We start from the raw sequence: 24284 nt of genomic DNA on the forward strand, positions 1-24284 counted from the left end.
CCGGGGCCACCGCTTTCCTGAACCCATGCGGGGGATCGTGACGGATCAGCCGCACGTTCCCCAGGACAACCCGAGGGCCCGGCGAGGCACATACCACGCCGGGCCCATTCACGAGCCCCGAACAACCCGCAGCTGCAAGACGGCGTGCAGCAAAATCAGGGGCGCGGGGAACTGCGCAAAAAACCGCGGTCTGCCCGCGCAGGCAGAACGACCCGCAGCCCCGAACTCCAGGGGCGCGGGGAACCGCGCAAAAAACCACGGCCTACCCGCGCAGGCAGAACAACCCGCACCCCTCGAACGGCGCCCCCAGCGGAGCGCCTACGCCTCGACTTCCGACCGGTCCTGCCCCCACAGCGTGTGGAACGACCCCTCCCGGTCCGTCCTGCGGTACGTGTGCGCCCCGAAGTAGTCACGCTGCCCCTGCGTCAGCGCGGCGGGCAGCCGCTCGGCACGCAGCGCGTCGTAGTAGGCGAGCGCCGCCGCGAAGCCAGGCGTCGGCACGCCCTGCCGGGTGGCCGCGATGATCACCTCGCGCCAGTCGTCCTGCGCGGCGGCGATCTCCTGCGCGAACGTGTTGTCCGACAGCAGGCTCGGCAGATCGGGCCGGGTGTCGTACGCGGAGCGGATGCGGTCCAGGAAGGCCGCGCGGATGATGCAGCCGCCGCGCCAGATGGAGGCGACCTTGCCGAGGTCGATGTTCCAGTCGTACTCCTCGGTGGCCGCGGTGATCTCGTGGAAGCCCTGCGTGTACGACACGATCTTCGACGCGTACAGCGCCTGCTCCACCCGGTCCGCGAAAGCGCCCGCCTCGGCGGCGCTCAGCGCCTCGGGCTTCGGGCCCGCCAGTCCGCGTGAGGCCTCACGCAGTGCGCTGTGGCCCGAGAGCGAGCGCGCGAACACCGCTTCGGCGATACCGGACACGGGGACGCCCAGGTCCAGCGCGATCTGCACGGTCCAGCGGCCCGTGCCCTTCTGCTCGGCCTGGTCCTGGACGACGTCCACGAACGGCTTGCCCGTCGCCGCGTCCACGTGGGCCAGCACCTCGGCCGTGATCTCGATCAGGTACGAGTCAAGACGGCCGGTGTTCCACGTGCGGAAGATCTCGGCGATCTGCGCGGGGGTGTAGCCGGCGACGTCGCGCAGCAGCTGGTACGCCTCGCCGATCAGCTGCATGTCGGCGTACTCGATGCCGTTGTGCACCATCTTCACGAAGTGACCGGCGCCGTCCGGGCCCACGTGCGTCACACACGGCGCCCCGTCGGCCGCCTTCGCGGAGATCTTCTCCAGCATCGGGCCGAGCGAGTCGTACGACTCGACCGGGCCGCCCGGCATGATGCTCGGCCCGTTGAGGGCGCCCTCCTCGCCGCCGGAGATGCCCGCGCCCACGAAGTGGATGCCCTGCTCGCGCAGGGCCGCCTCGCGGCGACGGGTGTCGGCGAAGTGCGCGTTGCCACCGTCGATGATCATGTCGCCCGGCTCCAGGAGCGGGGCGAACTCCTCGATCACCGCGTCGGTCGGGCCGCCCGCCTTCACCATGACAACCAGGCGTCGCGGTCGCTCCAGCGCCGCCACGAAGTCCTTGGCGGACTCGGCCGCGATGAAGTCGCCCTCGTGCCCGTGTTCCTTGACCAGCGCGTGTGTGCGGGAAGCGGTGCGGTTGTGCACGGCGACGGTGTAGCCGTTGCGCGCGAAGTTGCGGGCGAGATTGCTCCCCATGACCGCGAGACCCGTGACGCCGATCTGGGCTGTTGTGCTCATACGGTTGGCTCCTCAATGGATCCTGGTATCGGTGGTGCTGGTGGTCCTGATATCGGTGGTGCCGTTTCGTGCCGCCAGTATTGCCCTTCGCAACGCCTCTTTGACCATCCTGACGTGCTGTGGCGCCGATCGCACCGCTCGGCCTGACGGGCTTGATTACGCAGAGACGACCCCACCTGCCTCAACTGCTAACCGAACCTGCGTCGCTTACTCGCCAGTTGGCGCGTTGGGGCGGCTGAATGCCGCCTTGTCATGGCCTGTTCCCAGCCCTTACTTTTGCGGCTTCTGGCATATGTGAGGGGGCATCTCGATGGCCGTACGCGGTCGGCACCGCCGGTACCAGCCGAACAGGATCAACCGGGCCTCGCTGACCGTCACGGCAGGTGGCGCCGGCATGGCGATCCCGCTCATAGGCACCGGCGTGGCGGACGCCGCCGACGTGAGCACATGGAACAAGGTCGCGGCCTGCGAGTCCACCAACAACTGGAGCATCAACACAGGCAACGGCTATTACGGTGGGCTGCAGTTCACCCAGTCGACCTGGGAGGCGTACGGCGGCACGGCCTACGCGGCCCGCGCCGATCTGGCCACCAGGGACCAGCAGATCGCCGTCGCCGAGAAGGTCCTCAAGGGGCAGGGCCCCGGCGCCTGGCCGGTGTGCTCGGTGCGCGCGGGCCTCACCCGCGGTGGCGACACACCGGACATCAGCCCCCAGGGTGCCTCGGCCCCGGCTGCCAAGCCGAAGCGCACGATCCGCGACGTCACCCCGCAGACCACGCCCCAGTCCCAGGCGGGCACGGCGGAGATGTACACCGTCGTACGCGGCGACACGCTCTCCGAGATCGCCGACTCGCGCAAGGTACGGGGCGGCTGGCAGAAGCTGTACCAGGCCAACCGCAAGACCATCGGCACCGATCCGGATCTGATCGTTCCGGGCCAGCACCTGAACCTGCGGTCGAAGGCGCACGGCGGAGACTCCTCGACGCAAGAAGCCTCATCCGGCCATCGAAAGGCCACCGAGGACGAGAAGCCGGCGAAGAAGCGGGAAGAGCAGAAGGGGACGTCGGCCTCCCTCGTCGCCCCCGTCAACGCCTCGACGGGTACGCCCTACCGCGCCGCGGGCTCCTCCTGGTCGAAGGGCTACCACACCGGCCTCGACTTCCCCGTGGCCACCGGCACCACCGTGAAGTCGGTGGCGGCGGGCGAGGTCGTCAGCTCCGGCTGGGGCGGCTCGTTCGGCTACCAGGTGGTCATCCGGCACGCCGACGGCCGCTACACGCAGTACGCCCATCTGTCGGCCATCTCCGTGAAGTCCGGGCAGAACGTGAGCGCCGGCCAGCGGATCGGCCGCTCCGGGTCCACGGGCAACAGTACGGGCCCACATCTGCACTTCGAGGTGCGGACGGGGCCCGGGTTCGGCAGCGACATCGATCCGGTCGGCTATCTCAGGGCCGGCGGGGTCCGGGTCTGATCCCGTCCCGCCGTCGGCTCGGCGTACGCCGGCCGTCCTGCCGCCGGCCGGTCCTGCCCACGGGTGCAACGGACCGGCTGGCTGCCGACGATCAGGATTTGACCCGGGTGCGGTGCCGGTCGAGCAGCGGCACCGGCACATACGGGCCGCCGTAGAAGGGGCCGTAGGAGTGCGGCGGGTCGTCGGACCGGCCCGGTCCGTCGTACGCCTCCTCCTGCGGCACCAGCGCGGGGGCCGGGATGAGTACCTCCCGGATCGCCCCGACACCCCCGACGTCCCCGAGGACCGCCGGGGCGACGGGCTTCTCGGGCAGCGCCGTGGCCAGCAGCTCCTCGGCGGGGTCCTGACCGGCCGGGACACCGGCCGTCACCCTGTCGGCCCCGGCCGGAGCCGTCGCGTCCACCGGCTCGGGCCGCGTGCTCGCGATCCGCTCCGTGGTCAGCAGGATCAGGCCACCCGCCGCGACGACACCGCAGCCGAGCGCCAGGACGGTACCGGTCGTGCCGTAGCGGAACGTCTCGCCGAACATCGTGAGGCCCACCGCGGCCGCCACCACCGGGTTCACCACGGTGAGCGTGGCGAGCGGGGCGGCGAGTCCGGCGCCCCGGTACGAGGCCTGCGACAGCAGCATCCCGGCCGTCGCGAGGACGCCTATCACCGCGAGCATCGGCACATCGGCGAGGGAGACCCCGCCCGTCCAGTCCACCGCGACCGTCTTCGTGAACACCGACGACATACCGAAGGCGACACCTGATGCGACAGCGAGGAGAATGCTGCGGACCGCTGGGTTCCGGTGCGCCGCGCGCGCCGCCACCATCAGCGCCACCACCGCGCCTCCGGTGGCCAGGGCCAACGCCACGCGCTGGGTGCTGTCCAGGGACTGCGCGTCCGACGCGCCGACCAGCGACAGCAGGCCCGCCAGACCGACCGTGGCCATGATCGCGCCCCGCCACGCCGTCGCCCCGGCCCTGCGGTCCACGAAGAGCGCGGCCATCGGCAGCGCGCACACGATGGTCAGCGCGCCCAGCGGCTGCACCAGGCTCAGCGGGCCGTAGGCCAGCGCGACCACGTGCAGCAGTCCACCGAGGCCGTTCAGCACGACGGCCGCCCACCAACCCGGCCTCCGCATCGGTGCGTAGGGCTTGTCGGGGGAGGACACCGCGACCTGCTCCTGCACGATCGCCCCGCCCGCGTACGCGACGGCGGAGACGAACGACAGCAGCACGGACAACGCGAGGGCGCTCATGAGCTGCTCCTCTGCGAGCGGCGGGGGCCCTTGGCCCGGCGCGGCGAACGGTCGGCTTCCATGGTTACAACGATGCCTCGCGAACACGCCCGCGTCGTCGTCCCTGAGCACTCATTGGGTCCTACTGCCGTTGGAGTAGGACCGGCCGTCCGTCATCCCAAAGGTGGGTGACACCGTACGCCGCCCTGCGGGTGAAGCCCCCTAGGGGCCTTGGTACTACTGCTGTTCGTGGCTCTCGACCCCGACCTCACCGCGCTCCGCGCCCTCGGCGGCTTCTTCGTACTACGCACGGGAGAACCGCCGGACGGCCGGCTGCCCACCCTCGCCCACGCGTACACGGCACGGCCCGCCGGGGAAAGCGGGGGCCATGACGAGGTTTACGCGGATCCCGTAATTTTTCGTGCCCGGAAGGTCGCGGACAGTATGCGGGCGCCGGAGCGGCGCGTCGCCGTCTCCATCGCGCACCAGGGACTCGTGGCCCGGCTGTGGGCCGTCGCCCTCGGATCCGCCGCCCTGTACGACCACGTGCCCGACCTCTCTCCAGGACTGCTGCGCTGGGATCCGGACGGCGGCGCCCCCGACGAACTGTGGCTGACCGAGGTACGCGCCCTGCCCGCCGAGGCGATCGGCGAGGTCGTCCTGGAGGGCCACCTGGTCCCGCTGGCGGGCGTCCTGCACGAGCGGCTGCGCATGTCGGAGCGGCTGCTGTGGGGCAACGCGGGCTCCGCGCTCATGGGCGCCGTGCGCCAGCTCGACCGCTGGGGGCGTACCCACGGGCGCACGGACCTGGGGGACAGGGCCCGTGGGCTGGCCGCGGACCTCTTCGCGCACCCCGCCCTGTCGGACACCCTCGACCCCGCCACCCTGCGGCGCCGCAGCTGCTGCCTCTACTACCGGGTGCCCCGCGGCGGCCTGTGCGGCGACTGCTGCTTCGACCACCCGCCCCACTTCGACCAGCCGCCCCACTCCGAGCACCCGCCCCACCACTGAACGAGAGCCCGGGCCGGGGGCCTTCCGGAAATTGCGGTCTTCCCCCCACCGGCACATCTGGGTGACCATGTGGGAAGCAACCGCTGAGACAGGGGGTTCCGGGTGCGAGTCGGCCTGCTGACCCGGGAGTACCCGCCGGACGTGTACGGCGGGGCAGGAGTTCATGTCGAGTTCCTGGCCCGGGAGTTGAGGTCGCTCACCGACCTGGACGTGCACTGCTGGGGCGAGGGCGCCGCGGGCGGGGTCGTCCGCCACCGCCCCTGGCCCACGCTCGACGGCGCCAACGACGCGCTGCGCACCTTCTCCGTGGACCTGTCCATCGCGGCCGCGCTCGAAGGCCGCGAACTCGTCCACTCGCACACCTGGTACGCCAACCTCGCCGGCCACCTCGGCAAGCTGCTGTACGGCATCCCGCACGTGATGACCGCCCACTCACTGGAGCCGCTGCGCCCCTGGAAGGCCGAGCAGCTCGGCGGCGGGTACGCGCTGTCCAGCTGGGCCGAGCGCACCGCCGTCGAGGCCGCCGACGCCGTCATCGCCGTGTCCGGCGCCATGCGCGAGGACATCCTCAGCTGCTACCCGACGCTCGACCCCGACCGGGTGCGCGTCGTGCACAACGGCATCGACACCACCCTCTACCAGCCCGACCACGGCACCGACGTCCTCGACCGGTACGGCCTCGACACCGGCCGCCCCTACGTCCTGTTCGTCGGCCGGATCACCCGCCAGAAGGGCGTGCCCCACCTCCTGCGCGCCGTACGGGACATCGACCCCGCCGCGCAGGTGGTGCTGTGCGCGGGCGCCCCGGACACCCCGGAGATCGACCAGGAGTTCCGCGCCCTCTTCCAGGAACTCAAGTCCGTGCGCGAGGGCGTGCACTGGATCCCGCAGATGCTGCCGCGCGCGGAGGTCATCCAACTCCTCACCCGTGCCGCCGTGTTCGTCTGCCCCTCGGTGTACGAACCGCTGGGCATCGTCAACCTGGAGGCGATGGCGTGCGGGACACCCGTGGTCGCCTCCCGCGTCGGGGGCATCCCCGAGGTCGTCGAGGACGGTGTGACCGGGCTGCTCGTGCCGACGGGGGAGGACTTCGAGGAGCAGCTCGCGCGTGCCCTCGACACGATGATCGCCGACCCGGTGACCGCCGCGCGCATGGGCGCGGCGGGACGGGACCGCGCGGTACGGGAGTTCGGCTGGGACACCGTGGCCCGGCGCACTGTTCATCTGTACGAGGAAGTCCTCAAACAGGGGTAACAGGGGCAGGCAGCGGGCAGGGCAGAGCACAGCGGCACAACGGGCGTAGAGGGGCGGCGGCATGCGACGCGGTGGACCTTCGGTACTGGGAATCGTACTGGCGGGTGGCGAGGGCAAGCGGCTGATGCCCCTGACCGCCGACCGCGCGAAACCCGCGGTGACCTTCGGCGGCACGTACCGCCTCGTCGACTTCGTACTCTCCAACCTCGTCAACGCGGACATCCTGCGGATCTGCGTCCTGACGCAGTACAAGTCGCACTCGCTGGACCGCCACATCACCACGACCTGGCGGATGTCGAGCCTGCTCGGCAACTACGTCACGCCGGTCCCGGCGCAGCAGCGGCTCGGTCCGCGCTGGTACCTCGGCAGCGCGGACGCCATCCTGCAGTCGCTGAACCTGGTGTACGACGAACAGCCCGACTACGTCGCGGTGTTCGGCGCCGACCACGTCTACCGCATGGACCCGCGGCAGATGCTGCAGCAGCACATCGAGGGCGGGGCGGGCGTCACGGTCGCGGGGATACGGGTGCCGCGTGCCGAGTCGTCGTCGTTCGGCGTGATCACCCCCGGCTCGGACGGGCAGATCGTCGAGCGCTTCCTGGAGAAGCCCGCCGACCCGCCGGGCCTGGCGGACGACCCCGAGTGCGTGTTCGCCTCGATGGGCAACTACATCTTCACCACCAAGGCCCTGGTGGAGGCGCTCCAGCGGGACGCCGAGGACGAGGACTCCGTCCACGACATGGGCGGATCGATCCTGCCCCAGCTCACCGATCGCGGCGAGGCCCAGCTGTACGACTTCAGCGCCAACCACGTGCCCGGCGAGACCAACCGCGACCGGGGCTACTGGCGCGACGTCGGCACCCTGGACGCGTACTACGACGCGCACATGGACCTCATCGCCGAGCGCCCCACCTTCAACCTCTACAACCGCAGCTGGCCCATCTACACGCACTCGGGCCAGCTCTCCCCGGCCCGCTTCAACGCGGGCGGCATGGCCAGCGAGTCGATCATCAGCGCCGGCTGCCTGATCCGGGGGCAGGTGACGAGGTCCGTGCTCTCACCCGGTGTCGTGGTCGACCCAGGCGCCGTCGTCCAGGGCTCGGTGCTGCACGACAACGTCCACATCGGGCGGGGCGCGGTCGTACGCGGCGCCGTCCTCGACAAGGGGGTCGAGGTGCCGCCGGGCGCGACGATCGGCGTCAATCCCGAGCGGGACGCCGAGCTGTACACGGTCTCCAAGGGCGGGGTGATCGCGCTGGGCAAGGGGCAGCGGGTCCCGTAGCAGCGGTCGGGATGGCCCGGGCGAATCGGGGCGATCATGACATGTGCAGACATTTCACCCCATGATGGGTATTTTCTTCTTATGGGTACCTTATGGGTACCTGGAGGGTTGAAAGAGTGCCGTGAGCCCCAGGAGGTGATGGGAGTGACGACCACTCCCCGGTCGGCGATGGAAACCCATCCCGACATCCTCGAAATGCGAAGTCGTCAGGAGAAGGCGGAGCGCGCCACGACCAGTGTGGCCGGGCAGGCCATCGAGACGCTGGCCCTGCTCACCGGCGTGTACCTCGCCATCTCTCCCTGGGTCGTCGGGTTCAACAACTTCACGACCCTGACCGTCAACAACCTGATAGTAGGTATCGCCTACGCGCTGCTCATGAGCGGCGGCTTCGGCCGGGCTTACGAGCGGACGCACGGCATGGCGTGGGCCGGCTGTGCGCTGGGCGTGTGGACGATCATTTGCCAGTGGGCGATCTCCGGGAACGTCGACACCACGAAGACCATAGTCAACAACGTCCTCGTGGGCGTGATCGCTCTCGTGCTGGGAATCGCCGCCACCATCGTCGCGATGGTCAGCGCGCGCAGTTCGCGCGGTCAGCAGGCCGCACCGTACGAGAACCGGCGGACCGCACCGTACGAAGGGGGCTCCGGTTCCTGAGATCCAGCGACAGTCCATGCTCTGAGGTGAGTGCCCGGCGCGACACAGAGGTCGGCGCGGGACGCGGCGCAGCACGGCCGCGTTCCGCGCCGATTTTCGTTCCACCGGTCGACGTGAAATCCCGGCCACGCGTCCCGGTCCAGACCTGGACGGCAAGCGGAATCCGTGTTGTCATGCCAACTGCCGTTCGTGACAACGTTGTACCGCTGAGAACTGAACAACGAACTGGCACCGAACTGAGCAACGAGCCGCCACCCATCCTCACCCCAAGGGGGATCCGTGCGCATCAGACGACTCAGAGACCGACTCGCGTTACCGCTGGTGTTACTTCTCGCGGTCGCCCTCGGGATCACGGGACTCACCGCCGTGCCGACCGCGACCGCCGCCGCGGACGACGACCCCGACGAGGTCCGCGGCCTGAAGGGCGAGTACTACACGCAGTCCGCACCGGGCGTCTTCGACTTCCACGAGCTGAAGGCCACCCGCTTCGAGCCGAACCTCGACATCGACAACCTGGAGCCGCGCCTGGCCGCCTCCACCGGCCGGTCGGACGACGTCAGCGTCCGCTGGACCGGGAAGATCGTGCCGGAGAAGACCGGAGCCCACACCTTCTCGATCACCGCCGACAACGGCTTCAGGCTCTGGATCGACGGAAGGATCGCCATCGACCACTGGGTCGACGACTGGGACCGTGAACAGAGCGCGGAGCCCGTCGAGTTGACCGCGGGCAAGGCCTACGACATCAAGGTCGAGTACTTCGAGCACTACGGTGGCTCCAACTTCCACCTGCGCTGGACCCAGCCGGGCGCCGGCAAGCAGCCCGTCCCGCAGTCCGCGTTCCGCCTGCCCGACGGCTTCGACTACGACGGCGCCGTCGCGGCCACGGTCCAGGGCGACGGCCGCACACTGAAGCTGGACTTCGCACAGGACCTCGCCGCGCCCCCCGCCGGCCTCACCGAGCACCTCACCGCGGTGATCGGCGGCGCCGAGTGGCCCCTGGGCGCCGCCAGGCCGGATCCCGCCGACCCGAAGGCCCTGCTAGTGGCCCTGAAACAACCTGTCGTCGGCAACAAGACCGGCACCGCACGCGGCGCCACCGACCTCCACTACGACGGCCGGGGCGGCCTCACGGGTGTCGACGGCAACGTTGTCAGGGAGTTCTGGAGCAGCGGCCCCAACCGCTCCACGTACGAACTGCGCACCCGCTGGGCCGACGAGGTGGGACCGGACAACGCCCTCCCGGAGTACCCCCGGCCCCAGCTCACGCGCGAGGACTGGCGGAACCTCAACGGGCGGTGGCAGTTCGCGGCGGCCGAAGCGGGTGAGCGACCGCCCGTCGGCAAGACCCTCAAGGAGCGCATCCTCGTCCCGTACCCGGTGGAGTCCCAGCTCTCCGGGGTCCAGCGGCACGAGGACCGCATGTGGTATCGCCGCACCTTCACGGTTCCCCGCGACTGGCGCATCGGCTCCGGCAAGCGGCTGCGGCTCAATTTCGGGGCTGTGGACTGGCGGAGCGAGGTCCTTGTCAACGGCACCAGGGTCGCCGCGCACGAGGGCGGCTACGACAAGTTCAGCGCCGACATCACCGACGCGCTGAAGCCCGGCCGCACCCAGGAACTCATCGTCGGTGTGTACGACCCGACCGACGCCGCGAACGGGGAGAACCCGCCGCTGGGCAAGCAGCGCCTGGACCCGAGCGGCATCTGGTACACGCCGTCGTCCGGCATCTGGCAGACGGTGTGGATGGAGCCGGTCGCACCCGACCACGTCGACTCCCTCAAGCTGATCCCGGACGCCGAGACAGGCAAGCTCACCGTCGAGGCCAAGGGCGTGCGCGACGGCGTACGGATCACGGCGACGGCGTACGACCGCGGGCGCAAGGTCGCCACGGCGAGCGGACGCACCGGCAGCCCGCTGACCCTGACCGTCCGCGACCCGCACCTGTGGTCGCCCGACGACCCGTTCCTCTACGACCTGAAGGTGAGCGTGGGCGCCGACCGCGTCGGCAGCTACTTCGGGATGCGCTCCGTGTCCGTGGAGAAGGTGAACGGCAGCCCGCGCACCCTCCTCAACGGCGAGCCGGTCTTCATGATGGCCACGCTCGACCAGGGCTTCTGGCCCGACGGTCTGCACACCGCCCCGACCGACGAGGCCCTCGCGTACGACCTGAAGGCGCACAAGAAGCTCGGCTTCAACGCCGTGCGCAAGCACATCAAGGTCGAGCCGGACCGCTGGTTCTACTGGGCCGACCGGCTGGGCCTGCTCGTCTGGCAGGACATGCCCGCGATGACCGCCGGCGTGAACCCGAGCCCCGCGGCCCGCGCCGAGTACGAGCGCGAGATGAAGGAGATGATCGACGAGCACATCAGCAGCCCGTCGATCGTCATGTGGGTCACCTTCAACGAGGGCTGGGGCCAGTACGACATGGGCCGCATCGCCGAGCAGGCCAAGGCCTGGGACCCGACACGGCTGGTCAACGGCCAGTCGGGCCTCAACCTCGGAGCCGACGGCGGCACCGGCGACATCATGGACGAGCACGGCTACCCGAGCCCGGCGCTCCCGCCCCGCCCCGACGGGGAACGGGCACTCGTCAGCGGCGAGTACGGAGGTCTCGGCCTCGCGGTACCCGGGCACGCCTGGTCGGTCCAGCAGTCGTACGTCGACGTCGACCCGGCGACTTACACCGACGACTACCTCAAGAAGCTCGACGAGGTGCGCGCGCTGGTCTGCCGGGGCAGCAACGGCGCCGTCTACACCCAGATCACCGATGTCGAGGGCGAGTTGAACGGACTGCTGACCTACGACCGCGCGGTCATGAAGCCGGACGTCGGGAGGCTGAGGGCGGCGCACGAGGCCCTGATCCGCGACGCGTCCCGCGCCGCTCCGGCGGGGTGCCCGACGCCGTGACGCGCGGCGGGTGACCACGCGGCGAGTGACACGCGCTCGTTCACGGTCGGCCCGCGCCCGAACGGGTGGGGTGTGTTTGCGAGGGTGACGCCACCTGCGCCGACACCACCACAGGCGCCTCATGAGTCCCGCCCCTTTCGGAGGGGCGGGACTTAATCTGCTGTTAACTGTGTGTAGCCTGATCGTACTTGACCGTAATCGCTTGTCGGCGTTTGACTGCTGGTTTCCACACTTCGTCGACGTGAGGCAAGCCATGACTTCCGACCTGCTCGCACCACTCGACCTGGCGTTCTGGAACATCGAGTCCGCCGAGCACCCGATGCACCTCGGTGCCCTCGGGGTCTTCGCGGCCCACTCGCCCACCGCCGGCGTCCACGCGGCCGACCTGCTCGCGGCCCGCGCCGCCGCCGTGCCGGGGCTGCGCATGCGGATCCGGGACGTGTGGCGGCCGCTCGCCCCCTCCTTCCCGACCGGCTTCGGCGGTGCCGTCCGCGAGCCCACCCCGGACTTCGACCCCATGAACCACGTCAGGCTGCACGCCCCGACCGCGGACTTCCACGCGGTGGCCGGCGGCCTCATGGAGCGCCCGCTGGAGCGCGAGCGGCCACCGTGGGAGGCCCACGTGCTGCCCGGTGAGGACGGCACCGCGTTCGCCGTGCTCTTCAAGTTCCATCACGCCCTGGCCGACGGCCTGCGCGCCCTGACGCTCGCCGCCGCCGTCCTGGACCCGATGGACATGCCCGCGCCCCGCCCCCGGCCCGTAGAGCCCCCGCGCGGGCTCCTGCCCGACGTACGCCGGCTGCCGGGGCTCGTGCGCGGCGCCCTCTCCGACGTGGGCCGCGCCCTCGACATCGGCGCCTCCGTCGCCCGCTCCACCCTGGACGTACGCCCCTGCCCCGCGCTCACCTCCCGGTCCAGCGGAACCCGCCGCACCGCCGGTGTCGTGCTGGACCTCGACGAGGTGCACACCGTGCGCAAGGCGGTCGGCGGCACCGTCAACGACGTCCTGATCGCGATCGTCGCGGGCGCCCTGCGCCGCTGGCTGGACGAGCGCGGGGACGGCAGTGAGGGCGTGGCACCCCGCGCCCTGATCCCCGTCTCCAAGCGCCGCCCCCGCACCGCGCACCCACAGGGCAACCGGCTCTCCGGCTACCTGATACGGCTCCCCGTCGACGAACCGGAGCCGCTCGGCCGCCTCGCCACGGTCCGTAACGCCATGGACCGCAACAAGGACGCCGGCCCCAACCGGGGCGCGGGCGCCGTCGCGCTGCTCGCCGACCACGTGCCGCCGCTCGCCCACCGGCTCGGCGGACCGCTGGTCAGCCAGGCGGCCCGGCTCTGGTTCGACATCCTCGTCACCAGCGTGCCGCTGCCCGGCCTCGGACTGAGGCTCGGCGGGCACGCGCTCAGCGAGGTCTACCCGTTCGCGCCGCTGGCCCGCGGCCAGTCCCTGGCGGTCGCGATCTCGACCTACCGCGGCCACGTGCACTACGGGCTCGTCGCCGACGCCGAGGCCGTACCCGACCTCGACCGGTTCGCCGAGTCCGTCACCGCGGAGGTGGAGACGCTGCTCGACGCCTGCGCTCCGTGACCGGTCCCCGCGTCCCGTAACCGAGCGGGTTTGGCCACCCGGCCCGGCGCTTCGTACAATGCCGCGTTCGACAGCGAGCGCGGAAGGAGCGCCGCGACGGGTGACCAGGAAGCGACAGCGGCGATGACGGTGACAGAGGACGGCCCGGCGACCATGGACGAGGTGTCGTCGTACGGCCCCGGCATCGACCCGGAGCGGCTGGCGGTCTGCCTCGGTGTGCTGGAGGAACTCGACAAGCTGGAGGTCGACCACCCGGACGCGATCGCCGTGCGCCGGGCCACCGCGGGCATCTACCGCACGGTCAAGCAGCGCCGCCGCCAGGAGCGCAGGGCCGCCAAGACCGCGCACGACAAGGCGGTCACCGAGGCCACCGCCACCGGCTCCGCCCAGCGCATCGACGACGAGACCGAGGGTCTGCTGCCGTCGTCGCACACCGAGGAGGGCAGGGTCGCGGGGATACTCCAGCGCCCGCGCTCCTGCTACACCTGCAAGGCCCGGTTCGTCGAGGTCGACTACTTCTACCACCAGCTCTGTCCGGACTGCGCGCGCACGAACCGTGCCAAGCGCGACGCCCGCGCCGACCTCACCGGCAAGCGCGCCCTGCTCACCGGGGGCCGCGCCAAGATCGGCATGTACATCGCGCTGCGGCTGCTGCGCGACGGCGCCCACACCACGATCACCACGCGCTTCCCGAAGGACGCCATCCGCCGTTTCAAGGCCATGGACGACTCCGGCGACTGGATGCACCGCCTGGAGGTCGTCGGCATCGACCTGCGCGACCCGGCCCAGGCCGTGGCCCTCGCCGACCAGGTCGCCGAGGCGGGCCCGCTCGACATCCTCGTCAACAACGCGACCCAGACCGTACGGCGGCTGCCCTCCGCCTACGCCGCCCTGGTCGAGGGCGAGAGCGCGCCGCTGCCCGCCGGGGAACTCCCCGCCCATCACGTCATCGGTGCCTTCAACTCCGGCGCGGTCGACGGCCTGGCCGCCCTGCCTATCGGCACCAGCGGCCTCGACGCCCAGAAGGTCGCCGACCTCGCCCTGGTCGCGGGCAACGCCAGCCTCGCCCGGCACGTGGACGGCACCGCCATCGACGCGGGCGGCCTGGTCCCGGACGTGGTCGACAGCAACACCTGGGTGCAGACCATCGAGCAGATCTCCCCGGTGGAACTTCTCGAGACCCAGCTGTGCAACTACACGTCGCCGTTCATCCTGATCAGCAAGCTGCGCCAGGCGATGGCCGAGGCCGCGCGCAAGGCGTCCAGCAAGCGCGCCTACGTCGTGAACGTCTCGGCGATGGAGGGCGTCTTCGGCCGCGGCTACAAGGGCGCCGGCCACCCGAACACCAACGCCGCCAAAGCTGCCATGAACATGGTCACCCGGACCAGCGGCCAGGAGATGTTCCAGACCGACGGCATCCTCATGACCTCCGTCGACACCGGCTGGATCACCGACGAACGCCCCCACTACGACAAGCTGCGCCTCGCCGAGGCCGGCTTCCACGCCCCGCTCGACCTGGTGGACGGCGCGGCCCGGGTCTACGATCCGATTGTGCGCGGTGAGCAGGGCGAAGACCTGTACGGCGTCTTCCTGAAGGACTACGCGCCCGGGAAGTGGTGACCCGTAGCCCCTGACGCGCCTGAAGGCATCCGCCGGGGTACCCGGCCCTGGTGAGGACCGCGCCAGGAGTTGCCATGAACAATCCACGCGACATCGATCCGCGGAGCCTCGACGATCCGCGGAACGTGTATCCGACCGACGAGGAGTTCTACGCGAGCGACCGTCCGGCCAACCCCGTGCTGCCGGAGGACCGGCCCCGCGGTGGAGGCCCTACAAGCCCTGTGAAACACCCCTGGACGTGGGGCACGATCCTCCTCGTCGCCTTCGTCTTCCTGGTGATCTTCGCGGGGATCGCCCTGTTCCCGTGAGAGACGGGCGGTCGCGGTCACGACCGAGGTGGTGACTGCGACCGCAGGCGGTCGTGGACGGCGTACGTGGGAGAGCCGTACGGGGGAGAGGCGTGCGCGGGGGAGGTGCGCGTGGGAGAGGCGTACGCCGGCCTGACCCGGGTCCCACCGTCCACCAGCAGATCCGCCCCCGTGACCCACTCCGCCGCGTCCGAGGCCAGCCACACGACCGCCCTGGCTATGTCCTCGGGCGTGCCCAGGCGGCCCAGTGGAAGCCCCGCGGAGAGTTCCTCCTCCGCGCCCTCCCACACGAACCGTGCCATGTCGGTGCGCACGAGGCCGGGGGAGACGGAGTTGACCCGTACCGTCGGCGCCAGCTCGCCGGCGAGCTGCTGGGTGAGGTGCAGCAGGGCGGCCTTGCTGGTGCCGTAGGCGCCGACGTGCGGACCGACGTGGGTGGCGCCCTCGGTGCAGACGTTGACCACGGCCCCACCATGTTCGCCCATCCACGCCCGCCACGCATGCTGCACCAGCCGCAGCGGTGCCTCGACGTTGACGGCGAAGGCGTCGCGCCAGCGGTCGGGATCGACGTCCATGAGCGGCCCGTACGGCTCGTTCGTGCCCGCGTTGTTGACGACGAGGTCGATGCGGCCGAACTCGCGCAGCGCCAGCCCGGTCAGTGCCCGCAGATGCTCCGGGTCGGCCACGGACCCCGCCAGCCCGACGCCGCCGAGCCGGTCGGCCGCCCGCGCCACACCCTCCGCGTCACGCGCCGTGACGCACACACGCGCACCGGCCGCCACCAGGGCCTCGGCGACGGCCAGTCCGATCCCGCGCGAGCCCCCGGTGACGATCGCGGCCCGGCCCTGGAGTCCGTACGGTGAGGTCATCCGCGGAGCGTCTCATGACGGACCGTCAGTTCACAGACCGGCGACGAGGGTGTGCGCGCGGGCCGATGGCTGAATCGGGATCCCGTTTCCCGGCGTGACAGCGCCCGCCGTTGGTCCATCAGAGGGAATGACGGCTCCCCGACGTCAACTGCGGCGCCCTGACCGGCGGCCGTGCCGTTCCGTCGTGGGCCGGACACGGAACGACTCAAGACAGTTACCTCGTGTTTTCGGCCCCATCGAGCGCTCATCCGCTCAAATGGGTACTCTGTAGCCGACGGACAGCCTTATATGGGTTCCACCCACACCCAGTCCGTCCCGGGACAAGCCGGTCACCACGGCTGATCTCGCCACAACTCGACAGGCGCCACCGCGTCCGAACCATTTCCACACCACACCCAGCGGGCGCCCAGCGCACGGCAGTACGGTGAGCCGGCCGGTCCCGAGGGTGACCCGACACATAAGGAGTGCGCGGTGACACCGGAGAAGAGCAATCGCGATCAGCGCCCCAAGGATCGTACGGAGCGCGTGGGCCGCCGGCCCAAGAAGGACCTCGGCAGCCTCGACGTGTGGGCCAGGTCCGCCCCCATCCGTCTCGCTGGGTACGAGGAAGACCTCGCGGAGCCCCACATCCTCCCCAGCGTGGACTGATCAGGGCAGGACCATCGCGATCGCCGGCGGCACGGACGTGCCAGACTCGCGCACATGCTGATCAGAGAAGCCACGGCCGAGGACTGGCCGCGCATCTGGCCCTTCTGGCACCGCATCGTCGCCGCCGGTGAGACCTACACCTGGGATCCGGACACCTCCGAAGAAGCCGCTCGCGCCCTGTGGATGGCGCCCGCCAAGCGCGTGTACGTCGCCGAGGACGCCGCCGGAGCCGTCGTCGGCTCCGCCTACCTCACCCCCAACTACGCCGGTCCCGCGGCCTCCGTCGCCAACGCCGGCTTCATGGTGGACCCCGACCACGGAGGGCGCGGCATCGGCCGCGCCCTCGCCGAACACGTCCTGTCCGCGGCCAGGGCCGAGGGCTACCGCGCCATGGTGTTCAACGCCGTCGTCGAGACCAACCCCGCCGTGCGGCTGTGGACATCGCTCGGCTTCACCGTGCTCGGCACCGTGCCGGAGGCGTACGCGCATCCCCGGCACGGGCGGGTCGGGTTGCACGTCATGCACCGGGCCCTGTGACCCGGCGTACCGAGCGCGCCCGGCCGTCGTCTCCGGCCCGCCGGAAAACCACTGGGGGCGCGTGTCCCCGCCGTGCTTGCATGAGCCCATGGTGCCCACCGACCGTCTTCTCGCCTTCGCGGCCATGTCGTTCCTGCTGATCGTGATCCCCGGCCCCAGCGTGCTGTTCGTGATCGGGCGGGCCCTCGCCCAGGGACGCCGGGCCGCGCTCACCACCGTGGTGGGCAACACGGCGGGTGCGTACGTGCTCGTGATCGCGGTCGCGCTGGGCATCGGTTCCGTGGTGGAGCGTTCGGTGCTCGTCTTCACGGCGCTGAAGCTGGTGGGCGCCGCCTACCTGGTGTACCTCGGCGTCAAAGCATGGCGTCAACGGGGCTCGCTGCGGGCCGCGTTCGACACCGACTCCGTCCCGCACGGCAGCGGCCGCACGCTGTGGGAAGGGTTCCTGGTCGGTGTGGCCAACCCCAAGACCATCGTGTTCTTCGCCGCCGTGCTGCCTCAGTTCGTGGACCGCGCCCAAGGACATGTCGTGCTCCAGATGCTGTTCCTCGGGCTCGTCTTCAACACCATCGCGGTGACCTGCGACAGCCTGTGGGGGCTCGTCGCGGCCACCGCGCGGGACTGGTTCGCCCGCTCCCCCGAGCGGCTGTCACTGGTCGGCGGAGTGGGCGGACTGACGATGATCGGCCTCGGGGTCACGGTCGCCGCGACCGGCCGCAAGGACTAGGGAGCCTACGGCCGGTCGATCCCCGGCGTTCGGTCAGGACAAGGGTGCCGTGCGTTGCCAGGGGTGCAGCTCCTCCAACTGGCCCGCGACGGCGAGGAGGTCGGGCTCGCTGCCGGGCCGGCCCACGAGCTGGACGGCGCAGGGCGCTCCGTTCGGCAGGATGCCGAACGGCACCGACATCGCCGGCCAGCCGGTCAGGTTCCACGGTGGTGTCAGTGGCGAATAGGTGGAGTTGGCCAGCACGTTGCGCAGCCAGCCGCGCTCGTGCCAGGGCGCGGCGGCCGGACCGCGCCGGGCCAGCGTCGGAGTGAGCAGCACATCGTGCTCGGCGAAGAACGGCTCCATACGGCGGCGCAGTTGCTCACGCCGGTCGCCCTCGCGCACGCTCCGGACGAAGCGGCGGCCCACGGCCGCGTGGACCCGGGTGCGGCGGGCGAGGAGCCGGGGATCGAGGCCCTGGGCGTCCACCGACGTGCCCGCCGTCCAGTGCGCCAGCGACGTCGTGCCCAGCCAGAGCGGGTACGGAGGATCGGCGCGGCGCACCCGGTGGCCCGCACCGGACAGCACCTTCGCCGCCTCGCGCGCAGCCGTCGTGTACGGGCGGCTGACGGTGACGCCGAGCAGCGGGCTGCGGACGGACACCGCGATCCTGCGGGTCGCGGGCCCGGCCGGGCCGGCCGCGTCCGGCGCGTCCGCGAGCACCGAGAACATCAGCCGGGTGTCCTCGGCCGTGGTCGCGAGCGGCCCGTTCTCGGACATGCCGAACCAGTCGCCGTCGCTGATGCCCGCCGGGACCACGCCGGAGCCCGGCTTGAGGGTGATCAGACCGCAGTTGGCGGCGGGTATGCGCAGCGAGCCCATCCCGTCGTTGCCGAGCGCGATCGGCACCATCCCGGCGGCGACCGCCGCCGCGCTGCCGCCGGACGAGCCGCCCGCCGTGCGCGTGGTGTCCCACGGGTTGCGCGCGATGCCGTGGACGCTCTCCGACGTGCCGAAGACGCACAGCTCGGGCACGTTCGTGAGGCCCACCACCACGGCGCCCGCCGCACGCAGCCGGGCCACCGTGACATGGTCCTCCCGGGCCGGTGTGTCCGGCGTCGCCGCGCTGCCGACGCGCGTCGACTCGCCCCGTACGGCGAGGTTGTCCTTGACGGCCACGGGCACGCCCGCGAGGGGAAGATCGGCCAGATCGGCGCGGTCCGCCACCTCGTCCGCCTCGGCCAGGGCCGCCTGTGCCCGGACCGTGCGGAACGCCCCGACGCGGGCGTCCAGCAGCTCGATCCGGGCGAGGTGCTCCGCCACCACCTCACGGGGCGTGATCCGCTTCTCGCGTACGGCGGCGGCGATCTCGGCGGCGGTACGGCCGACCCAGCTGGTCACGGGCGCTCCCTGTGCGTGAGACATGGACGTACTCGCCAGTAGCCGACGTGTACGAGGAGCACTGTGCCCTGCCGGAGGCGCTACGTCGAGAGTCTGTTCCTCGATCGTCAGTGCGACATCCGATGATTTTGTCCCCTTCTGTCGATGTGCGGTGCAACTGCCGTGCACGCCCGCACCGTTGACAACGAGGGCCTCGCCCTCCAAGGATCAGTCATCCGATGACTGCGAACTGCCTGTGAGGTGGCGCCAAATGGCGTGGTCCAGAGTGGTCGGTGCCGTGGCGGGGCTGGTGCTGCTCGCGGCGCCCGTTCCGGCCGTGGCCCAGACGCAGAAGGCGGGGCCGCCACCCGTCACGGTGCCCGCACTGTCCAACTGGGTGCCCGGAGAGGGGAGCTACGCGTTCACGCGCGGTACCCGCGTCATCGCCCTCGACCGGGAGTCGCGCGAGGTCGCGGACACCCTCGCCGACGATCTGCGTGCGGCGGGCCGCGGTGCCGTCCCCGTCGTCCGGGACGTCGCGCCACGCACCGGGGACATCGTTGTCGACGTCGACCCCTCGGCGGCGCGTCTGGGAGCCGAGGGGTACGAACTCCGCGCCGGCTCCCGCCTGTTCATCACCGGCAGGACGGACACCGGTGCCTTCTACGGCACCCGGACCCTGCTCCAGCTCCTCGCCCAAGGTGACCGCGTGCCCGCCGGACGCACCGTGGACGTGCCCGAGTACAAGGAACGCGGCGTCGGCGTCTGCGCCTGCTACATCCACATCTCCACCGAGTGGCTGGAGAACCTGGTGCGCGACATGGCGTACCAGAAGCTCAACCAGCTCCTGCTCGAACTCAAGGTGAAGAGCGACGCCCATCCCGAGGCCAACACCTGGGGCTACTACACCAAGGACGAGATCCGCCGCCTCGTCGCCCTCGGCGAGAAGTACCACGTGGAGATCATCCCGGAGATCAACTCCCCGGGCCACATGGACCCCTGGATCGAGAACCGCCCCGACCTGCAACTCACCGACTCCGACGGCGTCAGGCAGCCCTCCCGCCTCGACGTCACCCAGCAGGCCGCCTTCGACTACTACACGAGCCTGATCGACGAGTACGCCCAGGTCTTCCCGGCCACCTCCTGGCACATGGGCGCCGACGAGTACATGCTCGGCTCCGACTTCGCCAAGTACCCGCAGGTCCTCGCCTACGCGCGCCAGAAGTACGGTGCCAACGCCACCCCGCAGGACGCCTTCATCGACTTCGTCAACCGCGTCCACGCGTACGCGGCGGCCAAGGGCAAGAAGCTCCGCATCTGGAACGACGGGCTCACCGGCGCCAACACCGTGCCGGTCACGGCGGGCACGACCATCGAGCACTGGCTGAACGTGGCGGTGAAACCGAGCGAGCTGATCGCGCGGGGCTACCCGCTGATGAACGCCTCGTACTCCCTCTACCTGGTGCGCGGCGGCTTCCACTCGGACACCAAGGGCCTGTACGACCAGAGCTGGGACCCGCGCGGCTTCGAGGGCGAGAAGCTCACCTCGCGCACCGGGGTCACCGGGGCGAAGATCAGCCTGTGGCCGGACAACGGACGCGGCGAGACCGAGAACGAGGTCGCCGTCTCCCTCGACCCGGCCCTCAGGCACATCGCCCAGGCCACCTGGGGATCGCCCCACCCGGACGCCACGTACGCCGGATTCACGGCCCGCGCGCGAGCCGTGGGCCACGCCCCCGGATGGCGTGACCTGACCCGCGTGCCCCTCGCCGACGGGACGTACGGCTTCCGCAGCGGCGGCGTGACGCGCGATCTCCAGGTCGCACGCACCCCCGACGGCTACGTGACCCTGAAGTCCGCCACGAACGGCAGGTGCCTCGAGACGCGCAGTGGCAGGCTCACCCTCAACGTGCCGCTGGAACCAGGGAGCGCCGTCACCGAGGAGACCTGCGCCGCCTCGAACACCCTGCAGCGCTGGGTGCCCGTGCCCGCCCCCGGAGGCTACGAACTCGTCAACGCGATCACCCGCATGGCCGTGCACGTCACGGACGACGGGGGCCTCGTCCAGTACCCGCCGGACCAGCGCACGCCCGCCGTGTGGCAGGTGACGGCCCGCTGAGAGGGGCCGGCGCCCAGCACATGTCCCAGGACTACGATCACGCGCATGGATGCCTTGTATCCCCGTCTGCTCGTGGAGGACTTCGACACCGCCGCCCGCTTCTGGACGGCAGCGCTCCGGGACCTCCTGGGCATCGAACCCGCCAACGTGGTGCCCGCGGCGGGCTACGCCAGCTGGGACCTGGCCGGTGAGACGGTCCTCGCCCTGTTCTCACGCGAGGCCCTCGCCCAGGCCGCCGGCACGGACGGCCTGCCGTCGGCCGTACCCGCCCGGGACTCGACGATGCTGGTCCTGCGCGTCGACGACGTCGCCGACGCGGCGAACTCCCTGAGCAGGCACGGCGCGTCCGTCCTCGCCGGGGCCCAGGACCGCCCCGACTGGGGCCCCAACCTGCGTACCGCGCATGTGCGTTCACCGGAAGGAACGCTCGTGGAGCTGCAGTCCTATTAGTGCCCACCTGCCGTGTCGTGCACCATGGCGCGGTGATGAAACGGAACACGACACCGGCTTTCCCGTCGAGAGGCGGCGCGACAGGGCTGTCCCCGTATCAGGAGGAGCTGCGGGACCGGATGCTCGCCGCCCCCGTCATGCCGGCACCCGATCCCTGGCGGCCGGTCTTCGAGCCCTGTGTCCCCGTCGGCGGCCTGCTCGGCATCGGCTTCGCGGCGCACCCCGAGATCGGTCAGGACCTGGTGATGGTCGTCTCGACCGAGGGACACGGGCTCTTCGACGCGGTCACCGGGGAAAAGGTCGCGCGTGACCGGGATCCCGACTTCGAGGACGGCACGGCGGACGAAGCGCGCGACCTCTCGTGCCCCGGTCTGGGGCCGGTCGCCGGCACCCAGGTGCCCATCGCCGGGATCTACGGCGGTGGCCTGCACCACACGACCGGCGACGGCTGGGGGTTGGACGTCGTCAGCCCCGCCTGGCCGAACGACCGCGTGCTGTTGTCCAAAGGCAGCGGGCTGCCCCACCCCGGTCCGCACGGCGAGCGATGGTGGCATATCTTCCACTCGTACTACTCGGAGCTGCGAGCGGTCGGTTTCTCCCCCTCGGGGCATACTCTCGCCGTCGCGACGAGCAGCGACCTGACCCTGTGGAGCCGCAGCACCTGACCCGCGGGTCACCGTTTCGGCGACATCGAACTTCCGCGCGACCTCAAGGGGGGACCCATTGGCCTCGGCTCAGGAAGGCACGTCGGTGAGCGACACCGAGGTGCCGTGGAACGCGTCGGTGCTGATCGTGAACGACGCGGGTGAGTATCTCCTGCACCTGAGGGACCACATCCCCGGCATCTGGGAGCCCGGGGCGTGGTCCCTCCTCGGTGGCGGCCGCACACCCGGCGACCGGTCGCTGGAGGAGACGGCCCGTCGGGAGCTGATGGAGGAAGCGGGCCTGGACCTGCCGGTCCTCGAACCCTTCCAGGTGGAGCACGCGACGGGTGCCGACGGCCTGACCGTTTCCATCCAGGTCTTCGCGGGCCGCTGGAACGGCGACCCCGACGCGCTGCGGCTCACCGAAGGGGTCATGCTGCGCTGGTTCGCGCCGGAGATCATGCCCCGGCTGCGGATGAGCCCGTCGACCCTCGATCTGGTGCGTCGCCATGTCGCGCAGCGGTCCGGCGCGCAGGCCACCACGGATCGCGGGACCGTCCCCAACGTCATCGGAGTGCACCTCTACCTGGAGAACGAGCACGGCGCGGTCCTGCTCGGTCTGCGCCACCCCGACTGTGCGTACGCCGGCAGGACGTGGCACTTCCTCGCCGGGCACTGCGAACGGGAGAGCGCGATCACCGGTGTCGTCCGGGAGGCCCGCGAAGAAGGCGGGCTGCTGATCCGGCCCGAGGACGTCGAGCTGGTCCACGTCGTCCACATGAGCAACGGGCCGGGGAGACAACCGCGTATGCAGATGATCTTCCGGGCACGCTCGTGGGAGGGCGAGCCGGAGGTGCGGGAACCGGACAAGTGCCTGGCGTGGAGGTGGTGGGATCCGCGCGACCTCCCCGACAACGTCGTGCCGTACACCCGCACGGCGATCGAGGGAATCCGAGCGGGCCGCCTCTACACCGAGATGGGCTGGGTTTGAGCGCCGAACCGGCGGACCGGGGCGACTCGGCGTGTCATTCCCTGAGTTGCGTGCGTAGCCACTGCTCCACCTCGCCCACGTGTGCGGCTGCGGCCGCTCGTGCCGCCTCCGGGTCGTGGGCGAGGAGGGCGCGGTGGATGGCGGCGTGCTCGCGGCGGGTGCGGGCGAAGGCGCCTTCCTCCTGGTAGCCGCGCCAGACGCGGGCGCGGAAGGTGCGGGAGGACAGGCCCTCCAGGATCGCGGCCATCGTCTCGTTGCCCGCGGCGGCCGCGATCTCGCGGTGGAAGGCGAGGTCGTGGGCGAGGATCTCCTCGGGGTCGTCCGTGGCGTTCATCGCGGTCAGATGCTTCTCGACCTCCGCGAGCTGGTCCTCGGTGATGCGGGCGGCGGCCAGCGCGGTCGCCGTCGACTCCAGGATGCGGCGTACTTCGAGCAGTTCGACCAGACGGGGTCCGCGGGAGAGGTCGGCGACCACACCGAAGGTCTCCAGCAGGTCCCCGGCCTCCAGCTGGGTGACGTAGATGCCCGAGCCGTGGCGCGCCTCCAGTACCCCGAGGACCGTGAGCGCCCGGATCGCCTCGCGCATCGAGCTGCGCGAGATGCCCAGCTGGACCGCGAGGTCGCGCTCGGTGGGCAACCGCTGGCCCGGCTCCAGGCGCCCCTCGGCGATCATCGCCTTGATGCGCTCGATGGCGCGCTGCGTCACCGTGCCCTTCTGCGGAGCGGCCTCGCTCTGGGTCTCGTCCACGCCACTCCTCCTGTTGTCCGTGCGCGGAAGTCTAACCAGCCAGGTGGTCGGACCACTAGCGCCGAATAGCGGGGAAAATTGGCGTAGGAGGGTGTTGTGGAGGGGAAG

Annotated in this window: 21 protein-coding genes; 16 read left to right on the forward strand and 5 right to left on the reverse strand. The window is 70.9% G+C overall.

Going from position 1 to position 24284, the window contains the following annotated elements; all coding sequences use genetic code 11:
• Positions 1-318: 318 nt before the first annotated feature.
• Entirely contained in the window at positions 319-1758 is a 1440-nt protein-coding gene (gene gndA / locus AB0959_RS43950; protein WP_366832483.1) for an NADP-dependent phosphogluconate dehydrogenase, read from the reverse strand.
• Between the two features lie 310 nt (positions 1759-2068).
• Between gndA and AB0959_RS43955 the strand changes: the two genes are divergently transcribed.
• Positions 2069-3229, forward strand: a complete 1161-nt coding sequence (locus AB0959_RS43955) for a transglycosylase family protein (RefSeq protein WP_366832484.1) — start codon at positions 2069-2071, stop codon at positions 3227-3229.
• 91 nt (positions 3230-3320) lie between these two features.
• On the opposite strand, the gene AB0959_RS43960 is transcribed toward AB0959_RS43955, so the two are convergent.
• Entirely contained in the window at positions 3321-4475 is a 1155-nt protein-coding gene (locus tag AB0959_RS43960) for a DMT family transporter (RefSeq protein WP_366832485.1), read from the reverse strand.
• 228 nt (positions 4476-4703) lie between these two features.
• Between AB0959_RS43960 and AB0959_RS43965 the strand changes: the two genes are divergently transcribed.
• The 8 genes from AB0959_RS43965 to AB0959_RS44000 all read left to right on the forward strand — a co-directional run bounded on the left by AB0959_RS43965 (position 4704) and on the right by AB0959_RS44000 (position 15084).
• Positions 4704-5465: a (2Fe-2S)-binding protein gene (locus AB0959_RS43965; RefSeq protein ID WP_366832486.1), complete on the forward strand. Its 762-nt coding sequence runs from the start codon at positions 4704-4706 to the stop codon at positions 5463-5465.
• A 102-nt stretch (positions 5466-5567) separates the two neighbouring features.
• A complete protein-coding gene (gene glgA, locus AB0959_RS43970) occupies positions 5568-6719 on the forward strand; it encodes a glycogen synthase (RefSeq protein WP_366832487.1) in 1152 nt (383 codons plus the stop codon).
• A 61-nt stretch (positions 6720-6780) separates the two neighbouring features.
• On the forward strand, positions 6781-8001 hold the full coding sequence (gene glgC, locus AB0959_RS43975) for a glucose-1-phosphate adenylyltransferase (protein ID WP_366832488.1): 1221 nt from the start codon (positions 6781-6783) through the stop codon (positions 7999-8001).
• A gap of 168 nt (positions 8002-8169) precedes the next feature.
• Positions 8170-8658, forward strand: coding sequence for an SPW repeat protein (locus AB0959_RS43980; protein WP_366832520.1), 489 nt, complete (start codon positions 8170-8172; stop codon positions 8656-8658).
• 279 nt (positions 8659-8937) lie between these two features.
• Positions 8938-11565: a PA14 domain-containing protein gene (locus AB0959_RS43985; protein WP_366832489.1), complete on the forward strand. Its 2628-nt coding sequence runs from the start codon at positions 8938-8940 to the stop codon at positions 11563-11565.
• Positions 11566-11818: 253 nt separating this feature from the next.
• A complete protein-coding gene (locus AB0959_RS43990) occupies positions 11819-13156 on the forward strand; it encodes a wax ester/triacylglycerol synthase family O-acyltransferase (RefSeq protein ID WP_366832490.1) in 1338 nt (445 codons plus the stop codon).
• Between the two features lie 123 nt (positions 13157-13279).
• A complete protein-coding gene (locus AB0959_RS43995) occupies positions 13280-14776 on the forward strand; it encodes an SDR family NAD(P)-dependent oxidoreductase (RefSeq protein WP_366832491.1) in 1497 nt (498 codons plus the stop codon).
• Between the two features lie 74 nt (positions 14777-14850).
• Complete coding sequence (locus AB0959_RS44000; protein WP_366832492.1) at positions 14851-15084, forward strand: hypothetical protein; 234 nt, start codon at positions 14851-14853, stop codon at positions 15082-15084.
• A 17-nt stretch (positions 15085-15101) separates the two neighbouring features.
• Here AB0959_RS44000 and AB0959_RS44005 read toward each other — a convergent pair whose 3' ends face one another.
• The gene (locus AB0959_RS44005) at positions 15102-15953 is read right to left on the reverse strand and encodes an SDR family oxidoreductase (protein ID WP_366832493.1); all 852 of its coding nucleotides are present in this window, start codon (positions 15951-15953) and stop codon (positions 15102-15104) included.
• Between the two features lie 471 nt (positions 15954-16424).
• Between AB0959_RS44005 and AB0959_RS44010 the strand changes: the two genes are divergently transcribed.
• From AB0959_RS44010 to AB0959_RS44020, 3 genes are all read left to right on the forward strand, one after another.
• A complete protein-coding gene (locus AB0959_RS44010; protein ID WP_366832494.1) occupies positions 16425-16601 on the forward strand; it encodes a hypothetical protein in 177 nt (58 codons plus the stop codon).
• A 54-nt stretch (positions 16602-16655) separates the two neighbouring features.
• A complete protein-coding gene (locus tag AB0959_RS44015) occupies positions 16656-17138 on the forward strand; it encodes a GNAT family N-acetyltransferase (RefSeq protein ID WP_366832495.1) in 483 nt (160 codons plus the stop codon).
• Between the two features lie 88 nt (positions 17139-17226).
• Complete coding sequence (locus AB0959_RS44020; RefSeq protein ID WP_366832496.1) at positions 17227-17865, forward strand: LysE family translocator; 639 nt, start codon at positions 17227-17229, stop codon at positions 17863-17865.
• Between the two features lie 33 nt (positions 17866-17898).
• Here AB0959_RS44020 and AB0959_RS44025 read toward each other — a convergent pair whose 3' ends face one another.
• Positions 17899-19245 (reverse strand): amidase family protein, encoded by a 1347-nt coding sequence (locus AB0959_RS44025; protein ID WP_366832497.1) that lies wholly within the window; start codon positions 19243-19245, stop codon positions 17899-17901.
• Between the two features lie 250 nt (positions 19246-19495).
• Here AB0959_RS44025 and AB0959_RS44030 point away from each other — a divergent pair, with 250 nt between their 5' ends.
• From AB0959_RS44030 to AB0959_RS44045, 4 genes are all read left to right on the forward strand, one after another.
• Entirely contained in the window at positions 19496-21343 is a 1848-nt protein-coding gene (locus AB0959_RS44030; protein ID WP_366832498.1) for a family 20 glycosylhydrolase, read from the forward strand.
• Between the two features lie 45 nt (positions 21344-21388).
• Positions 21389-21793, forward strand: coding sequence for a VOC family protein (locus AB0959_RS44035; RefSeq protein WP_366832499.1), 405 nt, complete (start codon positions 21389-21391; stop codon positions 21791-21793).
• 35 nt (positions 21794-21828) lie between these two features.
• Positions 21829-22458, forward strand: coding sequence for a hypothetical protein (locus AB0959_RS44040; RefSeq protein WP_366832521.1), 630 nt, complete (start codon positions 21829-21831; stop codon positions 22456-22458).
• Between the two features lie 85 nt (positions 22459-22543).
• Positions 22544-23428 carry an NUDIX domain-containing protein gene (locus tag AB0959_RS44045; protein WP_366832500.1) on the forward strand — a complete coding sequence of 295 codons (885 nt, stop codon included), beginning with the start codon at positions 22544-22546 and terminating at the stop codon, positions 23426-23428.
• 34 nt (positions 23429-23462) lie between these two features.
• On the opposite strand, the gene AB0959_RS44050 is transcribed toward AB0959_RS44045, so the two are convergent.
• Positions 23463-24176, reverse strand: coding sequence for a FadR/GntR family transcriptional regulator (locus AB0959_RS44050; protein ID WP_366832501.1), 714 nt, complete (start codon positions 24174-24176; stop codon positions 23463-23465).
• Positions 24177-24284: the final 108 nt, after the last annotated feature.

This window comes from Streptomyces sp. NPDC046862 (genome assembly GCF_040704615.1).
Taxonomy (GTDB): domain Bacteria; phylum Actinomycetota; class Actinomycetes; order Streptomycetales; family Streptomycetaceae; genus Streptomyces.